Genomic DNA, 18,383 nt, shown 5'->3' on the forward strand with positions numbered 1-18,383 from the left:
AACAAAATCAAACACTTAACTCTTTCTCTATTTTTAAAACGATGATGAACGAGTTGATTTTTGAACAACAAAAATCTGTGCCACAAAAAATTTATATCGACCACTAATCATTTCACCTGTACACGGTTTATTTGTACAAAGAATAGACACACTAGTTTGTTATAGTTTTGTAGACACAAGTGGCATTCGCACTTTGAAGGTGAAGGAGGCAAAAAGAGAGGTTATGTTGAACGCCATGAATATGCGATTCGATATCCTTAAGCCATTTTTAAGTAATATCGCCAAGTGACTTTAAGATGTTAGATTCAGCGTTTTATATTCGAAGCAAGGATCTCAAAGTCACTTGGCTATCAAAGTAAATGGGAGGGATAAGTTCAGATTCATCGTGCGATGAGCCTGAACTCTTGATTTCTGTTACGCTAGCGAGCGACCTTTCACGCAGTTGCGTCCGTTCGCTTTCGCTTGATAAAGCAATTTATCGGCCTGATCGCAAAGTGATTTAAAGCTCATCTCATTATCTTCAGTGGTAACGACTCCAAAACTACAGGTCACTCTCACTTCTTCTTTCTGTTCCGTAACAAAGCCATGTAGGGATAAAGCGCTACGTAAACGTTCGGCAGTAATAAGGGCGTTTTCATGGTCTGTATTGGGCATAACAACAACAAACTCTTCACCACCAAAGCGAGCAACAATGTCGTTTTCACGTACAGTTTCCTCCAACACTTTGGCAACGCCCGTTAGTACGGTATCTCCAAACACATGCCCATAGGTATCATTTACCTGCTTGAAATAATCCACATCGATTAACGCTAAAGTTACTGGCCCCGATTGTGGTTTATTTGGCACCATTTTCTGTTTATCGAGTTTGCTATCTACCCATTTATTTAAAGCTAGATAACCGTACTTAACTTGCTCGACTTGCTCAAAAACAAAGTGTTGTATTTTTTCTTGCTTAGATTGAGGTACCGGTTTCTCTTTTCGCTCACGCCTCACTTCTACTGGCATAGTGAACCAGTCCTCTAAAAAACGGCGATTGAACAACCCTGTCAATGTGTCTGTCTTTGCGAGGCGACGCATTCTCAAACGCGAGCGATTGACGACGAGAAATACTACCGCCATCAAAAATAGAACACCGATGAGCGCAAGTAGCGCTTCACCCAATAAGTAAAAAGTACGACGGTTATTTTCTAGCTCCATACGCTGCAAAACATTGTTCCAGTTGAGATCTTCGTTCTCATATTCAAGTCGTTCCAACTCAAATAACGTCTGCTGGCGCTCAAGATTTTCAACTTCTCTTTGATTGCTAAATTGGATAAATTTATCGTGATAGTTACCGTAAGTTTCGAATGCTAGTTTAAAGTCATTGCTTCCCGCATAGGCCATAGCGGCGACTTTTAGTAGCTCCATTTGCTGTTGCTTGACGTATCGACTCTCTATAATCTCCGGCAGCATTGGCGCGATCATCGCTAAAAGTATTTCAAATTGCTGCTGCTCTAACATATATTCGGCTTGTAACAACTTAAATGTTGCCAAATACGCGCTAGACGTTTCTCTGTACTGTAAATTCTCCGCCAGCTTCAAGTGGTTAACCATCTTCTTTTCTTGTTTCGTCTCGCGATATAAAGCTGCAAGTTCAAGGTTAACTCGAAATCTAAAGCGTCCATCACCGATAATTTGAGCCAGCTTTAACGCTCGCTGATATGACGCTATCGCCTCTTCGTATTGGAACTGTGCTTTATGAAGTTTCGCTATCGTCAAAACGCTCAACAACTCATTGAACGACATACGCCTATCCCTAAAATAGCGATATGCTTGTTCCAAAAGCGCCTCAGATCGGTCGTAACCCTGAATTTTGACAAGTACGTCACCTAGCTCTAGTGCTGCACGTTCGACCAGCCCGTGAACACCTGAAGATTCAGCCGCATCCATGGACGACATAAGTGCAGCATAGGATTTTTTAAACTCACCTTGCTCATCGTAATAGCGTCCTTTTAGCAACAGGATTTCTGATTCAAGTTGCTTATCACCATTCTCACGCGATGTTTCCAACAAGCTATCCAACGCAGAAAGCGCGGTATCGATATCGCTCTTTCCAACCATAGTTCGCATCTGAATCAACTTAAACAGGAGATACTCATGGCTCTGTGGACGCACAAGCTCCAATCCTTTTTGAACGACACTCTGACTCTCTTCTACGCGCCCTAGCAGCTCTAAAACCATGGCCTTGGCAAGCCAGTAACGCACCAACAGCGCTGTTGGTTGGTTTTGTAGTAAAGACTCTTCTTCTAACGCTTCAATCAAAGCTAAAGAACTCTGAGGTAATGCGTAAATTTGATTTTCGATGCCTTCTAACGACTGTAAAAACTTACCTTCCTGTTCCACCTTTTCTGTGGAGGCCTGAACAGAAAAACACAGACACCCCAATAATAGCGGCATCGTCCTAAGCGAATGAAATAGTGACATTATTGCTCTTCCCTAATGGGTAGTTACTTCAGTGTAATTGAGAATTCTGATTATTTATTATTAAGACAACTGAAGGTTATTCAGTCAGCCTCATATTCCCATGTATTTTGCGCTGAATAATAAATCACCATCTTTAGATGCCGAAATAGTTTTCGGTCACAATATAACCAATGAGAGTGTTTTTTACACACCAAGAATAATGATCTCGTTAGTGAGACAAAAGTTCGTCTTAGTTGTGAGTTGATACATTTACATGACAAGCAATATAGAACTAACCATTCACATTAGAAATAGAATCAATTTTTATACCGTTCGATGAGATAGCAGTCGACCATGCATCCAATACATTTTTCAGATAGAAGCAATAAAAGAAAGAAGAAAGTGGAAGGAAGCGGACAATCAAACTCGCTCCCCTTTTTTTATGTTGCAGAGGGGGTTACATTCGCATTCCGCCATCGACTTCGAACACTCGTCCGGTCACGAATTCGTTGGTTAACACGTATTTTATGGTCGATGCAATTTCATCCGCCAAACCTAAACGTCCAACCGGAATCATTCCGATTAAACGTTCCATCGCTTCAGGTTTTATTTGGTCTGTCATGGCAGTTTTGATGACACCCGGAGCAATCGCCACTGAGCGAATTCCGAAACGCCCTAACTCTTTCGCCCACACCGTTGCCATGGTGGCTACCGCCGCTTTAGATGCTGAATAGTTGGTTTGACCAATATTCCCGGCACGCGCAACGCTGGATATGTTGATCAGAACCCCTTTGCTATCGGTGTTCAGCATTACCCTGCTCGCTTCACGGCCACACAGGAAAGTGCCTGTTACATTCACATCTAGAACAGACTGAAATTGTTCCAGCGACATCGTGTTAACCTGACCATCTTTGACTTTAATGAACATACCATCACGCATAATACCTGCGTTATTGATAACGCCATTGAGCTGCTTGAAATCTGCCTCAATTTGCTCAAAAGCAGTGCACACCTGCTGTTCGTCAGTCACGTTCGTCACATAAAAGCGAGCGGTAACGCCGAGAGATTCACATTCCGCTTTCGTTTCAGCCAGTTGCTCTGAATTGAGGTCGATAAGCGCAAGATGAACGCCATTTTCCGCCAGTGACAGTGCCATTTGTTTACCCAGCCCCTGCCCTGCCCCCGTGATCGCAATGACCTTATTTGCTAACTCCATAAGCGCTCCTTAGGCCTGATTTTGCTTTTGGTAGAACTCAAACAAGCTTGAAAAATCTTTTTGCCCGTTGCCCTGACTGTTGTGAAAATTAAACAGATTACGAGCCAAGCTGCCCATTGGCGTTGATGTTTGACTGGCAACCGCCGCTTCCATCGCAAGACCCAGATCTTTAGCCATTAACTGGCTCATAAAGCCGCCTTGATAACCATTGCTTGCAGGCGTACTTTCCATCACACCTGGACAAGGGTTATAAAGCTCTAGCGCCCAGTTACGCCCTGAACTTTGCAACATGATGTCGGAAAGCACTTTGGGATCGAGTCCGTTTTCCATCCCTAAATTGAGTGCTTCACAGGTGCCGCTCATCAAAATGCCCAACATCATGTTATTGCAGATCTTCGCGACCTGACCAGCTCCAGCATCACCCGCATGGAAGATGTTTTTACCCATGTGGCTAAGCACCGCTTTGGCTTGAACAAAGTTCTCTTGTGAGCCGCCAGCAATGAAAGTTAACGTACCTGCTGCTGCGCCCGCAACGCCGCCAGATACTGGTGCATCAACAAAACTGATACCAAGTTGCGATGCTTTTTCGCCAACCAAGCGAGCAGTCGCCGGATCGATGGTGGAAGAATCAATCAGCAAGGAACCTGATTCGACGCTATCTAAGATGCCATCTTGACCAAGATAAACGCTTTGAACGTGTTGGCTCGCTGGCAGCATAGTGACAACCACGTCAACACCTTGTACTGCCTGCTGAACGGAATCGGCACTTGAAGCGCCCAATGCGGTCAACTCCTCAACTGCGTTTGGGTTCAAATCAAATACTTCGACGTTCAAGCCCGCTTTGAGTAGATTCTTAGCCATAGGCGCACCCATGTTACCAAGGCCAATAAATGCAATTTTGTCCATATCGTATTTCTTCCTTGTACTAAAGTGCCGCTATAGCTACCGACGATGCGGTCAGTGGGTATTCTGCTGAGTCAATTGGCGAGAAGAAGCGCTCCAAAACTTGTGGCGTTACGTCAGAAACCGTGCGATGTTGCCAAGTCGGTTGATTGGTTTTATCAATAATCAGCGCACGAACCCCTTCTCTAAAATCACCTTCTAAGCCACAACGTAGTGTTAGGTTAAATTCCATATCAAAACACGCTTTCAAAGAGAGGTTTTGATACTGCGTTAACTGCTGATAAGTGATACTGAGCGACAGCGGACTGCCATAGTTCAGTGACTTCTGCGCATTGACGAACCACTTGTTATCAACGTTAGCACGGCTGATTGCATCAACAATTGACGCTAAGTCACCCGAACATAACTGCTCAATCAATTCCGCATAGGGCATCAACATCCCTTCGGTTGGCTCGTCCACGTGTACCGAACGCAGCGTAGTGGCGATTTTTTCGTTGATGTTCGCTTCACCTTTCCAACTTACCGATGCAAGCAGATCCAGCAGCACTTGCTTGTTTTCTGGCTGTGCAATCCATTGGCTTAACCCCAACGCTTTCATATCTGTTGCGTTAATTTGGCAAGCCGTCAAACTTAAGAACAGTGCCAAATGTTTTGGCAACTGGTTCAGGAAGTACGTCGCGCCTACATCTGGGTAAAGGCCAATTTTAATCTCTGGCATTGCAAAGCGTGTGGTGGTTTCTGCTACGCGATGGCTGGCACCCATAAACAGGCCAACTCCCCCGCCCATCAAATAACCATGTCCCCACGCGATGATCGGTTTTGGATAAGTGTGAATAAGATGATCACAGCGATATTCGAGGTCAAAGAAGGTTTCCATCGCTGAAAACGCAGAATCAAAGTCTTGCTCTTTGTTTTCAAGTGCACGGTAGATCGCTTGAATATCACCACCAGCACAAAACGCTTTTTCACCTTGAGCATGCAAGAATACCGCGACGACGCTGTCGTCCGTTTGCCATTCATTAAGCTGTTTGTACAACTTCTCAATCATCACGTAACTCAACGCGTTGAGAGCTGCTGGGTTATCAAGCTCTAGCACACCAATAACAGAGCCATCAGCGCACTCAAGTTTTGAAACATTTACTGTACCTGTCATTTGGCCTCCGCTAGCTGTTTATCCATTGTGGCTTGCGCTTTTGCAAAAACGCATTCACACCCTCAGTCTGATCGTGTGTATTGAACAGCTGTAAAAACAGTTCACGCTCCAAAACCAATCCAGCTGCATGAGTTTGGCTGCGTCGACCTTGAATGAGCGTTTTGCACGCAGACACAGATTTCGGTGATTGACCTGCAACACGCTGTGCTAGCTCCATAGCCGCTTCGAGTGCTTGACCTTTCGCCACCACCTCTTCGACTAACCCAATTTTTTCCGCTCGCTCGGCCGTCACACGCTCGCCACATAGAATCATACGCTTCGCCCAGCCTTCACCTACCAACGCGGTCAGGTTTTGTGTCCCACCCGCACACGGCAACAAACCTACCGATGCTTCAGGAAGTGCCATTTGTACTTGTTCTTCTGCGATACGAATGTCACACGCCATCGCCACTTCCAGACCGCCGCCCATCGCATAGCCATTAATCGCTGCGATAGAAACCCCATCGAATGCAGAAAGCGCTTCAAACGCTTCACCAAATGCGAACGCCATGTCTGCTGCTTGTGATTTATCACCCGATGCAAAGTTATTAAGATCTGCTCCAGCAGAGAAGAACTTCCCGCCTTCGCCTGTTAAAACCAACGCATAAATAGAGCGATCATTGCTAAGTTCAATCGCCAACTCTTTTAGCTGATTCAAAGACTCAAGCGTCCAAGTGTTCGCTGGCGGATTACTAATCGTGAGCTTGGCAATATGCGCTTCGCGCTCTAATTTGATTTGTGCCGTCATAATCTTTCAGTCCTTTTTAATTTCTTGAGGTAAGGCTGTGTCTCGCTGACTAAAGCAGCTCAACGCCTTCCGTTAGTAATCGTCTTGCGACGATCAGACGCATGATTTCGTTGGTACCTTCAAGGATTTGGTGAACACGAACGTCTCGGAAATGGCGCTCGACTGGATATTCTTTGATGTAGCCATAGCCACCGTGAATTTGCAGTGCCTGATCGCAGACTTTAAAGCCCACATCAGTAGCAAAGCGTTTTGCCATGGCACAGTACGCACTTTTTTCTGCGTGCTGGGCATCGAGTTTAGCGGCAGCGAGTCGCACCATTTGACGCGCAGCGACCAGCTCAGTCGCCATATCAGCAAGCTTGAACTGCAACGCTTGAAATTGCGCCAGTGAACGGCCGAACTGTTTGCGTTCGTTCATGTATTGCTTGGCTTCGTTCAGTGCTTGTTGCGCAGTACCGACGGAACACGTGGCGATATTGATTCGGCCGCCATCCAGACCAAGCATGGCGAACTTAAAGCCTTCTCCCTCTTCACCCAACAGATAGTCAGCCGGAATGCGGACATTTTCGAAGGTAATCATGCGAGTTGGCTGGCAGTTCCAACCCATTTTGGCTTCTTTTTTACCGTAGCTAATGCCTTCGCAATCAGCAGGAACAACGAATGCAGAAACGCCACTCGCTCCTTCACCACAGGAACGCGCCATCACGACTAATACATCTGTATCACCGGCACCCGAGATAAACACTTTTGCGCCATTGAGAACAAACTCATCGCCATCACGCACTGCGCTAGTCGTTAGAGAAGCGGCGTCAGAGCCGGCATTAGGTTCGGTTAAACAGTAGGAAGCGAGCTTTTCACCCGAAATTAGATCCGCGCTAAATTGCTGCGCCACTTCGGCTTTGGCAAAGCTGGTGATCATCCACGTCGCCATGTTGTGAATGGTCATAAACGCAGTAGTCGCGGTACAACCCATAGCCAACTGCTCGAAAATGATCGCCGCATCCAAACGAGATAACCCCAAGCCACCGTGCTCTGGTGGCGTGTAGATACTCAAAAAGCCCAGCTCACCCGCCTGACGCAGTACATCTTTAGGGAAGTGATGGTTTTCATCCCACTCGGCCGCGTGCGGCGCTAACATTTGGTCTGCAAACTGCTTTGCTACTTCGGCAAACGCGAGTTGATCTTCGTTTAATTCAAAATCCATCTTGAAGTCCTAAGGTCTAATTCGTTGCATTTGTATCCGAGCCAAGCCCTCTAAAAGGATGAAGGGCTTGGCTAGAGGTGTCGCTAATCCAGTAATTAGCTAAGTTGAATAGTCATGTTTGGACCGCTTGGAATGTCATCTTCAAACCAACGCGCGGTGACAGTTTTCGTCTCGGTGTAGAAGCGAACCGCTTGTTTACCGTAAGCATGCAGGTCGCCGTAGAAGCTGCCTTTCCACCCAGTAAACGAAAAGAACGGCAATGGCACCGGAATCGGTACGTTGATTCCTACGTTACCTACTTCGATATTGTGTTGATACTTTCTCGCGGCAGCGCCGTTCGCCGTGAAAATAGACGTACCATTACCAAAGCGGTTTGCATTGATCAGTTCAATCGCTTCATCTAGGTCATCCACTTCCATAGTTAACAGTACAGGCCCGAAAATTTCTTCCTGATAAATCGACATGTCTGTGGTCACGTTGGTAAACAGTGTTGGCCCCACCCAGTTACCGTTCGGGAAGCCAGGTACTTGGCAGTCTGTCCCGTCCAGAACACAATTCGCGCCTGACGCTTTGCCTTCATTAATCAGATTCACCACTCGCTGCTTCGCTTGAGGGCTAATCAGTGGACCATAACCGGCGGTTTCATCATCCCACGCGCCAGGCTGAACCTGAGCTAACGCCTCTTTAAGCTCTGGAATCCATTCTTTGGTTTCGCCGACAAATACGGCAACCGAAATCGCCATACAGCGTTGGCCTGCAGCACCAACTGACGCGCCAACTAGGTTATTGATGACTTGCTGTTTGTTTGCATCCGGCATGATGACCATGTGGTTCTTAGCACCTGCAAATGACTGCACGCGTTTCAGGTTGTCTGTACCTGTTTTGTAGATGTACTCACCAACGGGCACAGAGCCAACAAAAGAGATCGCACGAACGACTGGATCAGTCAGAATGCGGTCGACTTGCTCTTTGGTCCCGTGAACAACTTGCAATACGCCTTTTGGTGCACCAGCTTGTTCAAATAGCTCTGCCAATTTCATTGCAGTCAGCGGAACTTGTTCCGAAGGTTTTAGAATAAAGGTGTTGCCACAAGCGATCGCCATCGGGAACATCCACAATGGGATCATCGCAGGGAAGTTAAAGGGTGTGATGCCAGCACAAACACCGAGCGGTTGAATGTAAGAGTAACCATCAATATTGGTCGCGACGTTTTCCACCGTTTCGCCCATCATTGAGCTACAAATGTTCGCCGCTTGTTCTACGACTTCAATCCCACGCCAAATGTCACCCTTTGCATCCGCGAGGGTTTTGCCTGTCTCACTTGAAAGCAGTATCGCCAACTCATCGTGTTGCTCTTTTAGCAGATGTTGGTAACGCAACATCAATCTAGCACGCTCCGGCGCTGCAACTTCTTTCCAGCGTTTGAACGTTTCTGTTGCGCTGGCAATCGCCGCATTCATTTCCGATTCCGTGGCACAAGGTACTTGTGCAATCACTTCGTTGGTTGCCGGGTTGGTTACATCTAGCCATTGTTTTGAATCGGAGATGGCAAATTCACCACCGATATACTGCTTTACTTGTTCTGTCATGATGACATCCTTGTATTTTTCAGCTTGTTACTGACTACTGTTATGTAAGTGAAACTTTGTTGAGAGTGATTTAGCAGATTTCAATCGCGATAGCGGTAGCTTCGCCGCCGCCAATACAAAGCGATGCAACGCCACGCTTACCACCAGTTTGTTTTAGCGCATGAATCAAAGTGACAAGGATTCGATTGCCACTTGCGCCTATTGGATGCCCCAGCGCACAAGCCCCTCCGCGAGGGTTCACTTTGCTCTCGTTCAGTTCGAGAGCTTTCACCGCGTATTGAGTCACGACAGCAAAAGCTTCATTGATTTCCCAAAGGTCCACGTCTGATTTGTCCCAGCCCGTTTTTTCCAGCAGCGATTCAATCGCGAAGACTGGTGCGATGGTGAACTCATCAGGCTGTCTTGCATGCGTGCTGTACGCGACAATTTTGGCTAGAGGCTGAAGGTTTTCCTGACGACCAAACTCACTATCGACTAAGATCATTGCCGACGCACCATCCGAAATGGAACTAGAGTTTGCTGCGGTTACGCCGCCATCTTTGGCAAACGCAGGGCGTAAGGTAGGAATTTTAGTGACGTCGAGTTTGCTCGGTTGCTCATCATCTACAACCAAGGTTTCGCCGCGTCGACTTTTTACGTTAACAGGCACGATCTCTTCTTTGAACAAACCTTGTTCGATTGCTTGCTGCGCACGAGTCACCGACTGTTGCGCCCAGGCATCCATACTTTCACGGCTGAACTGATACTTTTGCGCCGTCTGTTCTGCAAAGACACCCATCAGCTCGCCTTGGTAGGCATCCTGCAACCCGTCATAAAACATGTGATCAAGCACTTGCTCGTGACCTAAACGGAAACCATCACGCGCTTTCTTTAATAGATAAGGAGAAGACGACATGTTTTCCATGCCACCAGCGATGACAGCATGCGCATTACCAGATTGAATAAGGTCATATGCCAGCATGACGGTTTTCATACCCGATCCACAAACTTTGTTCAGTGTCGTACAACCAATCGATTGTGGCATTTCAGCTTTAAGACTTGCTTGTCTTGCAGGCGCTTGCCCCACACCGGCGGGTAAAACGCATCCCATCAACACTTCGTCTATTTTGTGCACATCGAGTTGGCTTTCGGCTAGCGCCCCTTGAATGGCTTTCGCACCAAGTTCCGTGACATCTGTTGAAGCTAATGCACCTTGAAAAGAGCCGATAGGCGTTCGCTTAGCGGCAACAATCCATGTTTCATTTTTCATTCCATTAACCTTTTGTTGACGTTTACGTCATAACTATACTAACATTTACGTTAACGTCAAGTTTGAGGTTATTGTTTGTTCGAGTGACTCTTTGATTTTGAGTAAATGCGAGTGATATCAAGGCTCAAGAGTGGATGTTGTTTGTTTACTTTAACGTTAACGAATTGTATATTCATGTGAATGTTATACGAAAGTCGTAAGGTTAAGGAATGAACACATTTAAGATCAGCGAGCTCGCGAAAGAGTTCGACATTACTACTCGAAGCATTCGCTTCTACGAAGATTTAGGTCTCCTAACTCCAGAACGTAAAGGCAACACTCGAATCTACAATGGTCGCGATCGAATTCGACTAAAACTGATTTTGCGAGGTAAGCGATTGGGCTTTTCTCTTGCAGATATCAAGGAGTTATTTGAACTCTACGATACCGATCAAAGTACTGAGCAGTTGAACTATATGATTCGGTTGATCGAAGAGAAGAAGGCAGCATTGCAACAGCAAGCAAACGACATTCAAGCGGTAATGATGGAGTTAAATGCTGCGCAGTTGCGATGCCAAAACACACTGAGATCCATGAAAGGCGAAAAAGTCACCTAACACCTCAACTCTGGGATGTAGGTGACGTAAAGGCAAGGACACGCAATGAAATCTACCTACTCTTCCCTGAACTTTGTTTATGACGAAAATACCGATTTGCTTCGCGAGCAAATCAATAGTTTTGCAGCAAGAGAAATTGCGCCGCTAGCGCAATCTATCGACCAAACTAACGACTTTCCAAACCATCTTTGGTCCAAATTAGGTGACATGGGTCTTTTAGGTGTGACCACCAGCGAAGAGTTTGGTGGTGCAGGCATGGGCTATCTCGCCCACGTTATCGCTATGGAAGAAATCAGCCGAGCATCCGCTTCGGTTGCGTTAAGTTACGGCGCTCACTCCAACCTTTGCGTCAACCAAATCCACCGTAACGGCACACAAGCGCAAAAAGAGAAATACCTACCTAAGCTCATCTCCGGTGAACATATCGGCGCCCTTGCTATGAGTGAACCCGGCGCCGGCTCTGATGTGGTCTCTATGCAGCTTAAAGCCGAACGTAAAGGCGATATTTTCCTGCTAAACGGCAACAAAATGTGGATCACCAACGGCCCTGATGCACACACCTATGTTGTCTACGCAAAAACCGACCCAAGCCAGCACTCCAAAGGCATCACGGCGTTTATTGTGGAACGCGGATTCCCTGGATTTACTCAAGCACAAAAACTCGACAAGTTGGGCATGCGCGGCTCGAATACGTGTGAGCTGGTCTTCCAAAACTGCGAAGTCCCTGCGGAGAATATTCTCGGCGAAGAAAACCAAGGCGTGAAAGTATTGATGAGCGGCCTCGACTACGAACGTGTGGTGCTTGCAGGCGGCCCACTTGGCATCATGCAGGCGTGTATGGATATCGTTGTGCCTTACATTCACGACCGTAAACAGTTCGGTAAATCCATCGGTGAATTCCAGCTAGTTCAAGCAAAAATCGCGGATATGTACACACAAATGAATGCCGCTAAAGCGTATGTTTACGCCGTCGCTGCCGCTTGTGATCGCGGTGAAACCACACGTAAAGATTCTGCTGGCGCGATCCTCTACAGCGCAGAGCTGGCAACCAAGATGGCACTGGATGCGATTCAACTACTTGGCGGTAACGGCTACATCAACGAGTTTGATACGGGCCGTTTGTTGCGAGATGCCAAGCTGTATGAAATCGGTGCGGGCACTTCAGAAATTCGCCGCATGCTTATTGGTCGCGAAGTGTTTAACGAAAGCGCCTAATCATCATACCTAGGCGGTTCGAACTCGAAACAACTTCCTTATTCAATCTAAATCTTATTCAACCTAAATAAAGACGGGTGGTGACACCCGTCTACCGAATGGAGATCGGCTATTTATGGCTTGTTTGACGACCAATATTAATACCCATTCCGAGCAGTATCAGGAAAACTACCGCTCTATGGCGTCGCTTGTAGATCAACTTTATACCGTGACTGCGCAAATCGAAGATGGCGGCGGTGAGAAAGCCCGCGACCATCAGCAGAAGAAAGGTAAACTTCCGGTTCGTGAGCGCATTCTTGCCCTACTCGACCCTAGTTCATCCTTTCTAGAAATCGGTCAGTTTGCTGGCTGGGATGTGTATCCAGATTACGTTCCATGCGCGGGCGTAGTAGCGGGTGTTGGTGTGATTGATGACACCGAGTGCATGATCGTCGCGAACGACGTGACGGTAAAAGGCGGCAGTTACTACCCACTCACCGTGAAAAAGCACTTAAGAGCACAAGAAATTGCAGAAAAATGCCAACTGCCATGTGTTTACTTAGTCGACTCTGGCGGCGCTAACCTACCCCGCCAAGATGAGGTATTCCCAGATAAAGACCATTTTGGCCGTATTTTCTACAACCAAGCCCGTATGTCGGCCAAAGGCATTCCACAAATTGCGGTGGTCATGGGGCTATGTACCGCTGGCGGCGCTTATGTTCCTGCCATGTGCGACGTATCCATCATAGTCAAAGAACAAGGCACGATTTTTTTGGCAGGTCCACCTCTTGTAAAAGCAGCGACAGGTGAAGAAGTCAGCGCGGAAGATCTTGGTGGCGCAGACGTTCACTGTCGCACCTCTGGCGTGGCGGACTATTACGCAGAAAATGATCACCACGCGTTAGAGTTGGCAAGACAAGCGGTTTCTCAAATTAACCACTTGAAACCCGTCCAACTCAAGCAAAAAACGCCACTGGAGCCGCGTTTTCCTGCCCAAGAGCTGTACGGCATCGTCGGAACCGATCTCAAAAAGCCGTTTGATGTTAAAGAGGTCATTGCCCGAATTGTTGATGATTCCCAGTTCGATGAATTTAAAGCCTTGTTCGGCGAAACCTTGGTCTGTGGCTTTGCCCATATTCACGGTATGCCGATTGGCATTGTCGCTAACAACGGCATTCTATTTTCGGAATCAGCACAAAAAGGCGCGCATTTTATTGAGCTATGCGCACAACGCAAAATTCCTCTGCTCTTCTTACAGAACATCACGGGCTTTATGGTCGGTCAGAAGTACGAAGCCGAAGGCATCGCCAAACATGGTGCGAAAATGGTAACTGCTGTTGCGTGTGCAGACGTGCCGAAGTTTACCGTGGTTATTGGTGGCTCGTATGGCGCAGGGAACTACGGCATGTGTGGCCGCGCTTATGATCCAACCATGATGTGGATGTGGCCAAACGCGCGCATCTCCGTCATGGGTGGAGAGCAAGCGGCTGGCGTGATGGCGCAAGTGACCCGCGATATCAAAACTCGCAAAGGTGAAAGCTGGAGCGTAGAGGAAGAAGAAGCGTTCAAACGTCCAATTGCGGAGCAATATCAGACTCAAAGCCATGCATACTACGCCAGTGCACGCCTGTGGGACGACGGCATTATTGACCCTGCGAAAACCCGTGATGTTGTCGGCATTGCTCTGTCTGCTGCGCTTAATGCGCCCATACCAGACAGTAAATTTGGCATCTTCCGTATGTAGTCGGATGCAAGGCAAACCTTAACTCCTCGCGAATACCGATGTTTAACAAGTAATGGTTAGCGAGCATTGAAATACAGACTGAAATGTCAGACAAAGGAAGTCACATGACCGGACTACTGCTTGAAAAAGACAGCAATGGCGTTGCCTGGTTGAGCCTGAATCGACCAGAAAAACACAACGCGTTTAATGATGAATTAATTGCTTCACTTATCGAAACCTTGGAACAACTTGAGCGAGACGACTCTCTACGCGCGTTAGTATTAACGGCACAAGGGAAACACTTTTCTGCGGGTGCAGACCTTGGCTGGATGCAGTCAATGGCCACCAAAACCGAGAGTGAAAACCTGCAAGACGCACAGCAATTGGCGATGCTCCTGCATAAACTGGATACCTTTAGCAAACCAACCATTGCTATGGTGCACGGCGCAGCATTTGGTGGCGCACTTGGGCTTATCTGCTGCTGCGATATCGCTATCGGCACACCTGAAAGCCGCTTCTGTTTGAGTGAAGTGAAACTCGGCTTATTGCCCGCGACCATCGGACCCTACGTAATTCGAGCGATTGGACAACGCCAAAGCCGACGCTACTTTTTGACTGCGGAAATGATCGATGCCGAAACCGCTCTATCGATGAGTATTCTTCATCAGATAGACGCTCAACCACGTGAAGCCGTCAATCGCACCATTGATCACCTGCTCAACAACGGTCCACAAGCCATGCAGGCAGCAAAAACGCTCTGCTTACGTTGTGACAATCAACCTATCGAGCATTCATTAATTGAATACACCAGCCAAGCTATTGCAACCGCCCGCGTGTCCGCAGAAGGACAAGAAGGACTAGCTGCATTTTTTGAAAAGCGCGCCGCCAATTGGAGGAATCATGTTTAAAAGAATACTGATCGCAAACCGCGGTGAAATTGCCTGCCGAATCATTAAAACCGCAAAAGCCATGGCTATCGAGACGGTTGCCGTCTATTCCGAAGCGGATCGCAGCAGCTTACATGTTAAACAAGCGGATTTCGCTGAATTCATTGGCCCCGCTCCGGCGAGTGAATCGTATCTCGATATCGATGCGATTATCGGTGCTGCGAAAAAATGGCAAGCCGATGCTATCCACCCTGGGTATGGTTTTCTTTCCGAGAACCCGAAACTGGCGAAAACGTGCAGCGAAAATGGCATCGCCTTTATTGGCCCTTCCACCAGCGCAATTGAGGCAATGGGTTCTAAATCTCAAGCCAAGGCAATCATGTCAGAGGCGAACGTGCCCTTGGTTCCCGGCTATCACGGCACAGACAACAGCGTAGAGCACTTATTAGCGGAAGCTGAAAAAATCGGTTACCCAGTGATGCTTAAAGCAACCCAAGGGGGCGGCGGTAAAGGCATGCGAGTGGTCAATAGCGCAGCCGAAATGCCTCTGGCCATCGACGGTGCGCAGCGTGAAGCACTTTCAAGCTTTGGCGATAAGCAGCTTCTAATCGAAAAATGTATATTGCAGCCTCGCCACGTTGAAGTTCAGGTATTTGCTGACCAACATGGCAACTGTGTCTATCTTTCTGATCGCGATTGCTCCATTCAACGCCGTCACCAAAAAGTAGTCGAAGAAGCACCAGCTCCCGGTCTTAGTGATGAACTGCGTAAACAAATGGGTGAAGCTGCGGTTCAGGCCGCTCAAGCGATCGACTATGTTGGCGCGGGCACGGTGGAGTTCTTGCTCGATAGCCGCGGTGAGTTTTACTTCATGGAAATGAATACTCGTCTGCAAGTTGAACACCCTGTTACTGAATTGATCACCGGCGTTGATTTGGTGGAGTGGCAATTAAAAGTCGCAGCTGGCGAGCATTTACCTATTTCGCAATCTGAAATCACCCACAACGGTCATTCAATTGAGCTGCGAATTTACGCAGAAGATACAGACAATGACTTTATGCCGTCGACTGGCCGCATTGATTACTTAAAAGAACCCGTATCAGACAGTAGTGTGCGCCTAGCGTGCGTACGCGTTGATAGTGGTGTTACCCAAGGCGATAGCATCAGCGAATATTACGATCCAATGATCAGCAAACTGATCGTCTGGGGGCAAACTCGTGATATCGCTCTAAAGCAGATTAAGCAGGCGTTAACTCAATATCACGTACGTGGAGTAACGACAAACATTGGTTATCTGCACAGTATTATTTCGCAGCCAGCCTTTGCCGAGATTGAGCTCGATACAGGTTTCATCGTCACACATCAACAAGGCATAAATGAGCAGCAAGACGTGTCGGATTCAATCTGGTTTACATTGGCGGCGGTTGCTCGCTGGAATGATCTCATTTCAAAATCAGACAGCTCAACGTTACCCGCGCCAACCAGACGAGGTTTTAGACTGTCAGTTGACAACGTTTACCGATTTAACTTCACGGATGCCAATGCCAACCATCAGGTACGTTTGCAACAATCATCGCAAGATACAGGAACTCACTTCACTGTCCGATGTGGTGAGGAGCTGCATCAGGTCATCCTGCTTGAAAGTGACAACCAGTTTATCGTCGATATTGATAATGTGCGTTACACCTTTAATGCACTTAGCAACGAACAAAAGACAACACTATTTTATCTTGGTCAGCAGCGCACGTTCGCTCATCAACCTAACTTTGACTCTGCAAAAGATGTAGATGATGAACTAAGTCCAACCGCACCACTCAACGGCATAATTTCAGCAGTTATGGTGGCTAAAGGTGACGAAGTGGCGGCGGGCGATCCGCTTTTGGTACTCGAAGCAATGAAAATGGAATACACCATCACGGCTCCGGTAGCAGCAAAAGTCGACGAATTGTTTTATCAGCACGGGGACCAAGTACAGCACGGTTCCATCCTGCTGAATTTGTCTTTGATATCGGATAACGTCAGTGAAGATAAGGAGCGCGAATATGCTACCAGCGAAGGTTAATATCGTCGAAGTCGGCGCTCGTGATGGTCTGCAAAATGAAACGGCAGTGACGCTGGTTGATAAAATCCGTTTGATTAACCAACTAAGCAGCAGTGGCTTAAAGCATATTGAGGCTGGATCTTTCGTCTCTCCAAGGTGGGTGCCTCAAATGGCCGATTCCGATCAGGTGTTTGCTGGTATCTCAAAAAAGCCTGAAGTGGTTTATAGCGCGCTCACACCAAATCTCGCAGGGTTAGAACGTGCGCTGGAAAGCGGTGTAAAGCGAATTGCGGTGTTTGGCTCCGCTTCAGAAACGTTCAGCCAGAAGAACATCAACTGCAGCATTACCGAAAGTCTCGCTCGATTTGAACCCGTTATCGAATTGGCGAACCAGCACAACATTCCTGTACGCGGGTACTTGTCTTGTACCATGGTGTGTCCATATGAGGGAGTAATCAAGCCAGAGCAAACTACCAAGGTCGCCAATACGTTGTTTGATATGGGATGTTATGAGATTTCGCTCGGTGATACTGTCGGTAAAGCAACGCCTAATCGCGTTATCGCCATGCTGGATTCGTTGTTAACGCTACTGCCAAAAGACGCGCTCGCAGTACATTTTCATGACACTTATGGACAAGCATTAGCCAATATCTACCAAGCCTTGTTAATGGGCATCAACACCATTGATAGCGCAGTAGCGGGGCTCGGCGGCTGCCCTTACGCGAAAGGAGCCAGTGGCAATGTTGCAACGGAAGATGTACTTTATCTGTGTGAGCAACTTGGGATTGAAACAGGCGTTGACCTTGGCGTCATCAATGAAGCGGGTTGGCAAATTTGCCGTGCGTTAGGAAAGTCTCCTGCTTCTAGGGTCGCATTAGCTCTGGGCGATCCGTATAGCTTGTAAATCATCAACAACCAATCAGGTAATGTATTTCAACGGGCATGCAGACGTACGTGCCCGTTTTTTGTTGTTACTCATAAAAACCTTGACGCTCAACGGTCTTCATCACATTAATTAGTGTCTGATTTCAGCTACAATTTAGTTTCAAACCGAACATATAAAACAGGATCAGGTAAATGCTCATAACATTTCGTTGTCGAAGCCACTCAAACGTCACAATGTTTGGTGATATTGCATTAGATATGCTCAAAATGATGGGTCACAGCGGCACGGTGCCGGGATCAATTTCCGCTCAAGATGTTCCTGACGCGCTATCAAGATTAACTTCTGCTCTATCTGCGAAAAATGCAGCTGAAGAAAACCTCCCTACTGATGTAGACGAAGAGGAAGAACAAGCAGAGCCCGCGGTAAGCCTAGGACGCAGAGCGTTTCCACTGATTGAGTTGCTAAAATCAGCAATCAAAGAAGAATGCGAAGTCATGTGGGACAACCAATAAC

At 47.3% G+C, this 18,383-nt stretch carries 15 protein-coding genes; 7 read left to right on the forward strand and 8 right to left on the reverse strand.

What is annotated here, in order from left to right; genetic code table 11:
• Positions 1–414: 414 nt before the first annotated feature.
• The 8 genes from KJB35_RS23160 to KJB35_RS23195 all read right to left on the reverse strand — a co-directional run bounded on the left by KJB35_RS23160 (position 415) and on the right by KJB35_RS23195 (position 10,543).
• On the reverse strand, positions 415–2,436 hold the full coding sequence (locus KJB35_RS23160) for a diguanylate cyclase (protein WP_373417431.1): 2,022 nt from the start codon (positions 2,434–2,436) through the stop codon (positions 415–417).
• 463 nt (positions 2,437–2,899) lie between these two features.
• Positions 2,900–3,658: an SDR family oxidoreductase gene (locus KJB35_RS23165; RefSeq protein WP_054702302.1), complete on the reverse strand. Its 759-nt coding sequence runs from the start codon at positions 3,656–3,658 to the stop codon at positions 2,900–2,902.
• Positions 3,659–3,667: 9 nt separating this feature from the next.
• Entirely contained in the window at positions 3,668–4,564 is an 897-nt protein-coding gene (gene mmsB, locus KJB35_RS23170; protein WP_054702305.1) for a 3-hydroxyisobutyrate dehydrogenase, read from the reverse strand.
• Between the two features lie 19 nt (positions 4,565–4,583).
• Positions 4,584–5,714, reverse strand: a complete 1,131-nt coding sequence (locus KJB35_RS23175; protein ID WP_053307600.1) for an enoyl-CoA hydratase/isomerase family protein — start codon at positions 5,712–5,714, stop codon at positions 4,584–4,586.
• Positions 5,715–5,724: 10 nt separating this feature from the next.
• The gene (locus KJB35_RS23180; protein ID WP_065275223.1) at positions 5,725–6,501 is read right to left on the reverse strand and encodes an enoyl-CoA hydratase; all 777 of its coding nucleotides are present in this window, start codon (positions 6,499–6,501) and stop codon (positions 5,725–5,727) included.
• 49 nt (positions 6,502–6,550) lie between these two features.
• The gene (locus KJB35_RS23185; RefSeq protein ID WP_006741037.1) at positions 6,551–7,705 is read right to left on the reverse strand and encodes an acyl-CoA dehydrogenase family protein; all 1,155 of its coding nucleotides are present in this window, start codon (positions 7,703–7,705) and stop codon (positions 6,551–6,553) included.
• A 95-nt stretch (positions 7,706–7,800) separates the two neighbouring features.
• Positions 7,801–9,294 carry a CoA-acylating methylmalonate-semialdehyde dehydrogenase gene (locus tag KJB35_RS23190; RefSeq protein ID WP_005382664.1) on the reverse strand — a complete coding sequence of 498 codons (1,494 nt, stop codon included), beginning with the start codon at positions 9,292–9,294 and terminating at the stop codon, positions 7,801–7,803.
• Positions 9,295–9,364: 70 nt separating this feature from the next.
• Positions 9,365–10,543 (reverse strand): thiolase family protein, encoded by a 1,179-nt coding sequence (locus tag KJB35_RS23195; protein WP_033906446.1) that lies wholly within the window; start codon positions 10,541–10,543, stop codon positions 9,365–9,367.
• A gap of 209 nt (positions 10,544–10,752) precedes the next feature.
• Here KJB35_RS23195 and KJB35_RS23200 point away from each other — a divergent pair, with 209 nt between their 5' ends.
• The 7 genes from KJB35_RS23200 (at position 10,753) to KJB35_RS23230 (ending at position 18,382) form a co-directional block, all read left to right on the forward strand.
• Entirely contained in the window at positions 10,753–11,139 is a 387-nt protein-coding gene (locus KJB35_RS23200; RefSeq protein WP_005373242.1) for a MerR family DNA-binding transcriptional regulator, read from the forward strand.
• Between the two features lie 45 nt (positions 11,140–11,184).
• A complete protein-coding gene (locus tag KJB35_RS23205) occupies positions 11,185–12,354 on the forward strand; it encodes an isovaleryl-CoA dehydrogenase (protein WP_054702308.1) in 1,170 nt (389 codons plus the stop codon).
• Between the two features lie 115 nt (positions 12,355–12,469).
• Positions 12,470–14,077 carry a carboxyl transferase domain-containing protein gene (locus KJB35_RS23210; RefSeq protein WP_054702312.1) on the forward strand — a complete coding sequence of 536 codons (1,608 nt, stop codon included), beginning with the start codon at positions 12,470–12,472 and terminating at the stop codon, positions 14,075–14,077.
• Between the two features lie 104 nt (positions 14,078–14,181).
• The gene (locus KJB35_RS23215) at positions 14,182–14,964 is read left to right on the forward strand and encodes an enoyl-CoA hydratase-related protein (RefSeq protein WP_054702315.1); all 783 of its coding nucleotides are present in this window, start codon (positions 14,182–14,184) and stop codon (positions 14,962–14,964) included.
• On the forward strand, positions 14,957–17,005 hold the full coding sequence (locus tag KJB35_RS23220; RefSeq protein WP_285358023.1) for an acetyl/propionyl/methylcrotonyl-CoA carboxylase subunit alpha: 2,049 nt from the start codon (positions 14,957–14,959) through the stop codon (positions 17,003–17,005). Before KJB35_RS23215 ends, KJB35_RS23220 begins: the two co-directional genes overlap by 8 nt.
• A complete protein-coding gene (locus tag KJB35_RS23225; RefSeq protein WP_062731026.1) occupies positions 16,986–17,888 on the forward strand; it encodes a hydroxymethylglutaryl-CoA lyase in 903 nt (300 codons plus the stop codon). The genes KJB35_RS23220 and KJB35_RS23225 overlap by 20 nt, the downstream gene beginning before the upstream one ends.
• Before the next feature lie 173 nt (positions 17,889–18,061).
• Positions 18,062–18,382, forward strand: coding sequence for a DUF1840 domain-containing protein (locus tag KJB35_RS23230; RefSeq protein ID WP_005373256.1), 321 nt, complete (start codon positions 18,062–18,064; stop codon positions 18,380–18,382).
• Position 18,383 lies beyond the last annotated feature (1 nt).

The organism is Vibrio sp. D431a (genome assembly GCF_030248655.1).
Classification (GTDB): Bacteria; Pseudomonadota; Gammaproteobacteria; order Enterobacterales; family Vibrionaceae; genus Vibrio; species Vibrio alginolyticus.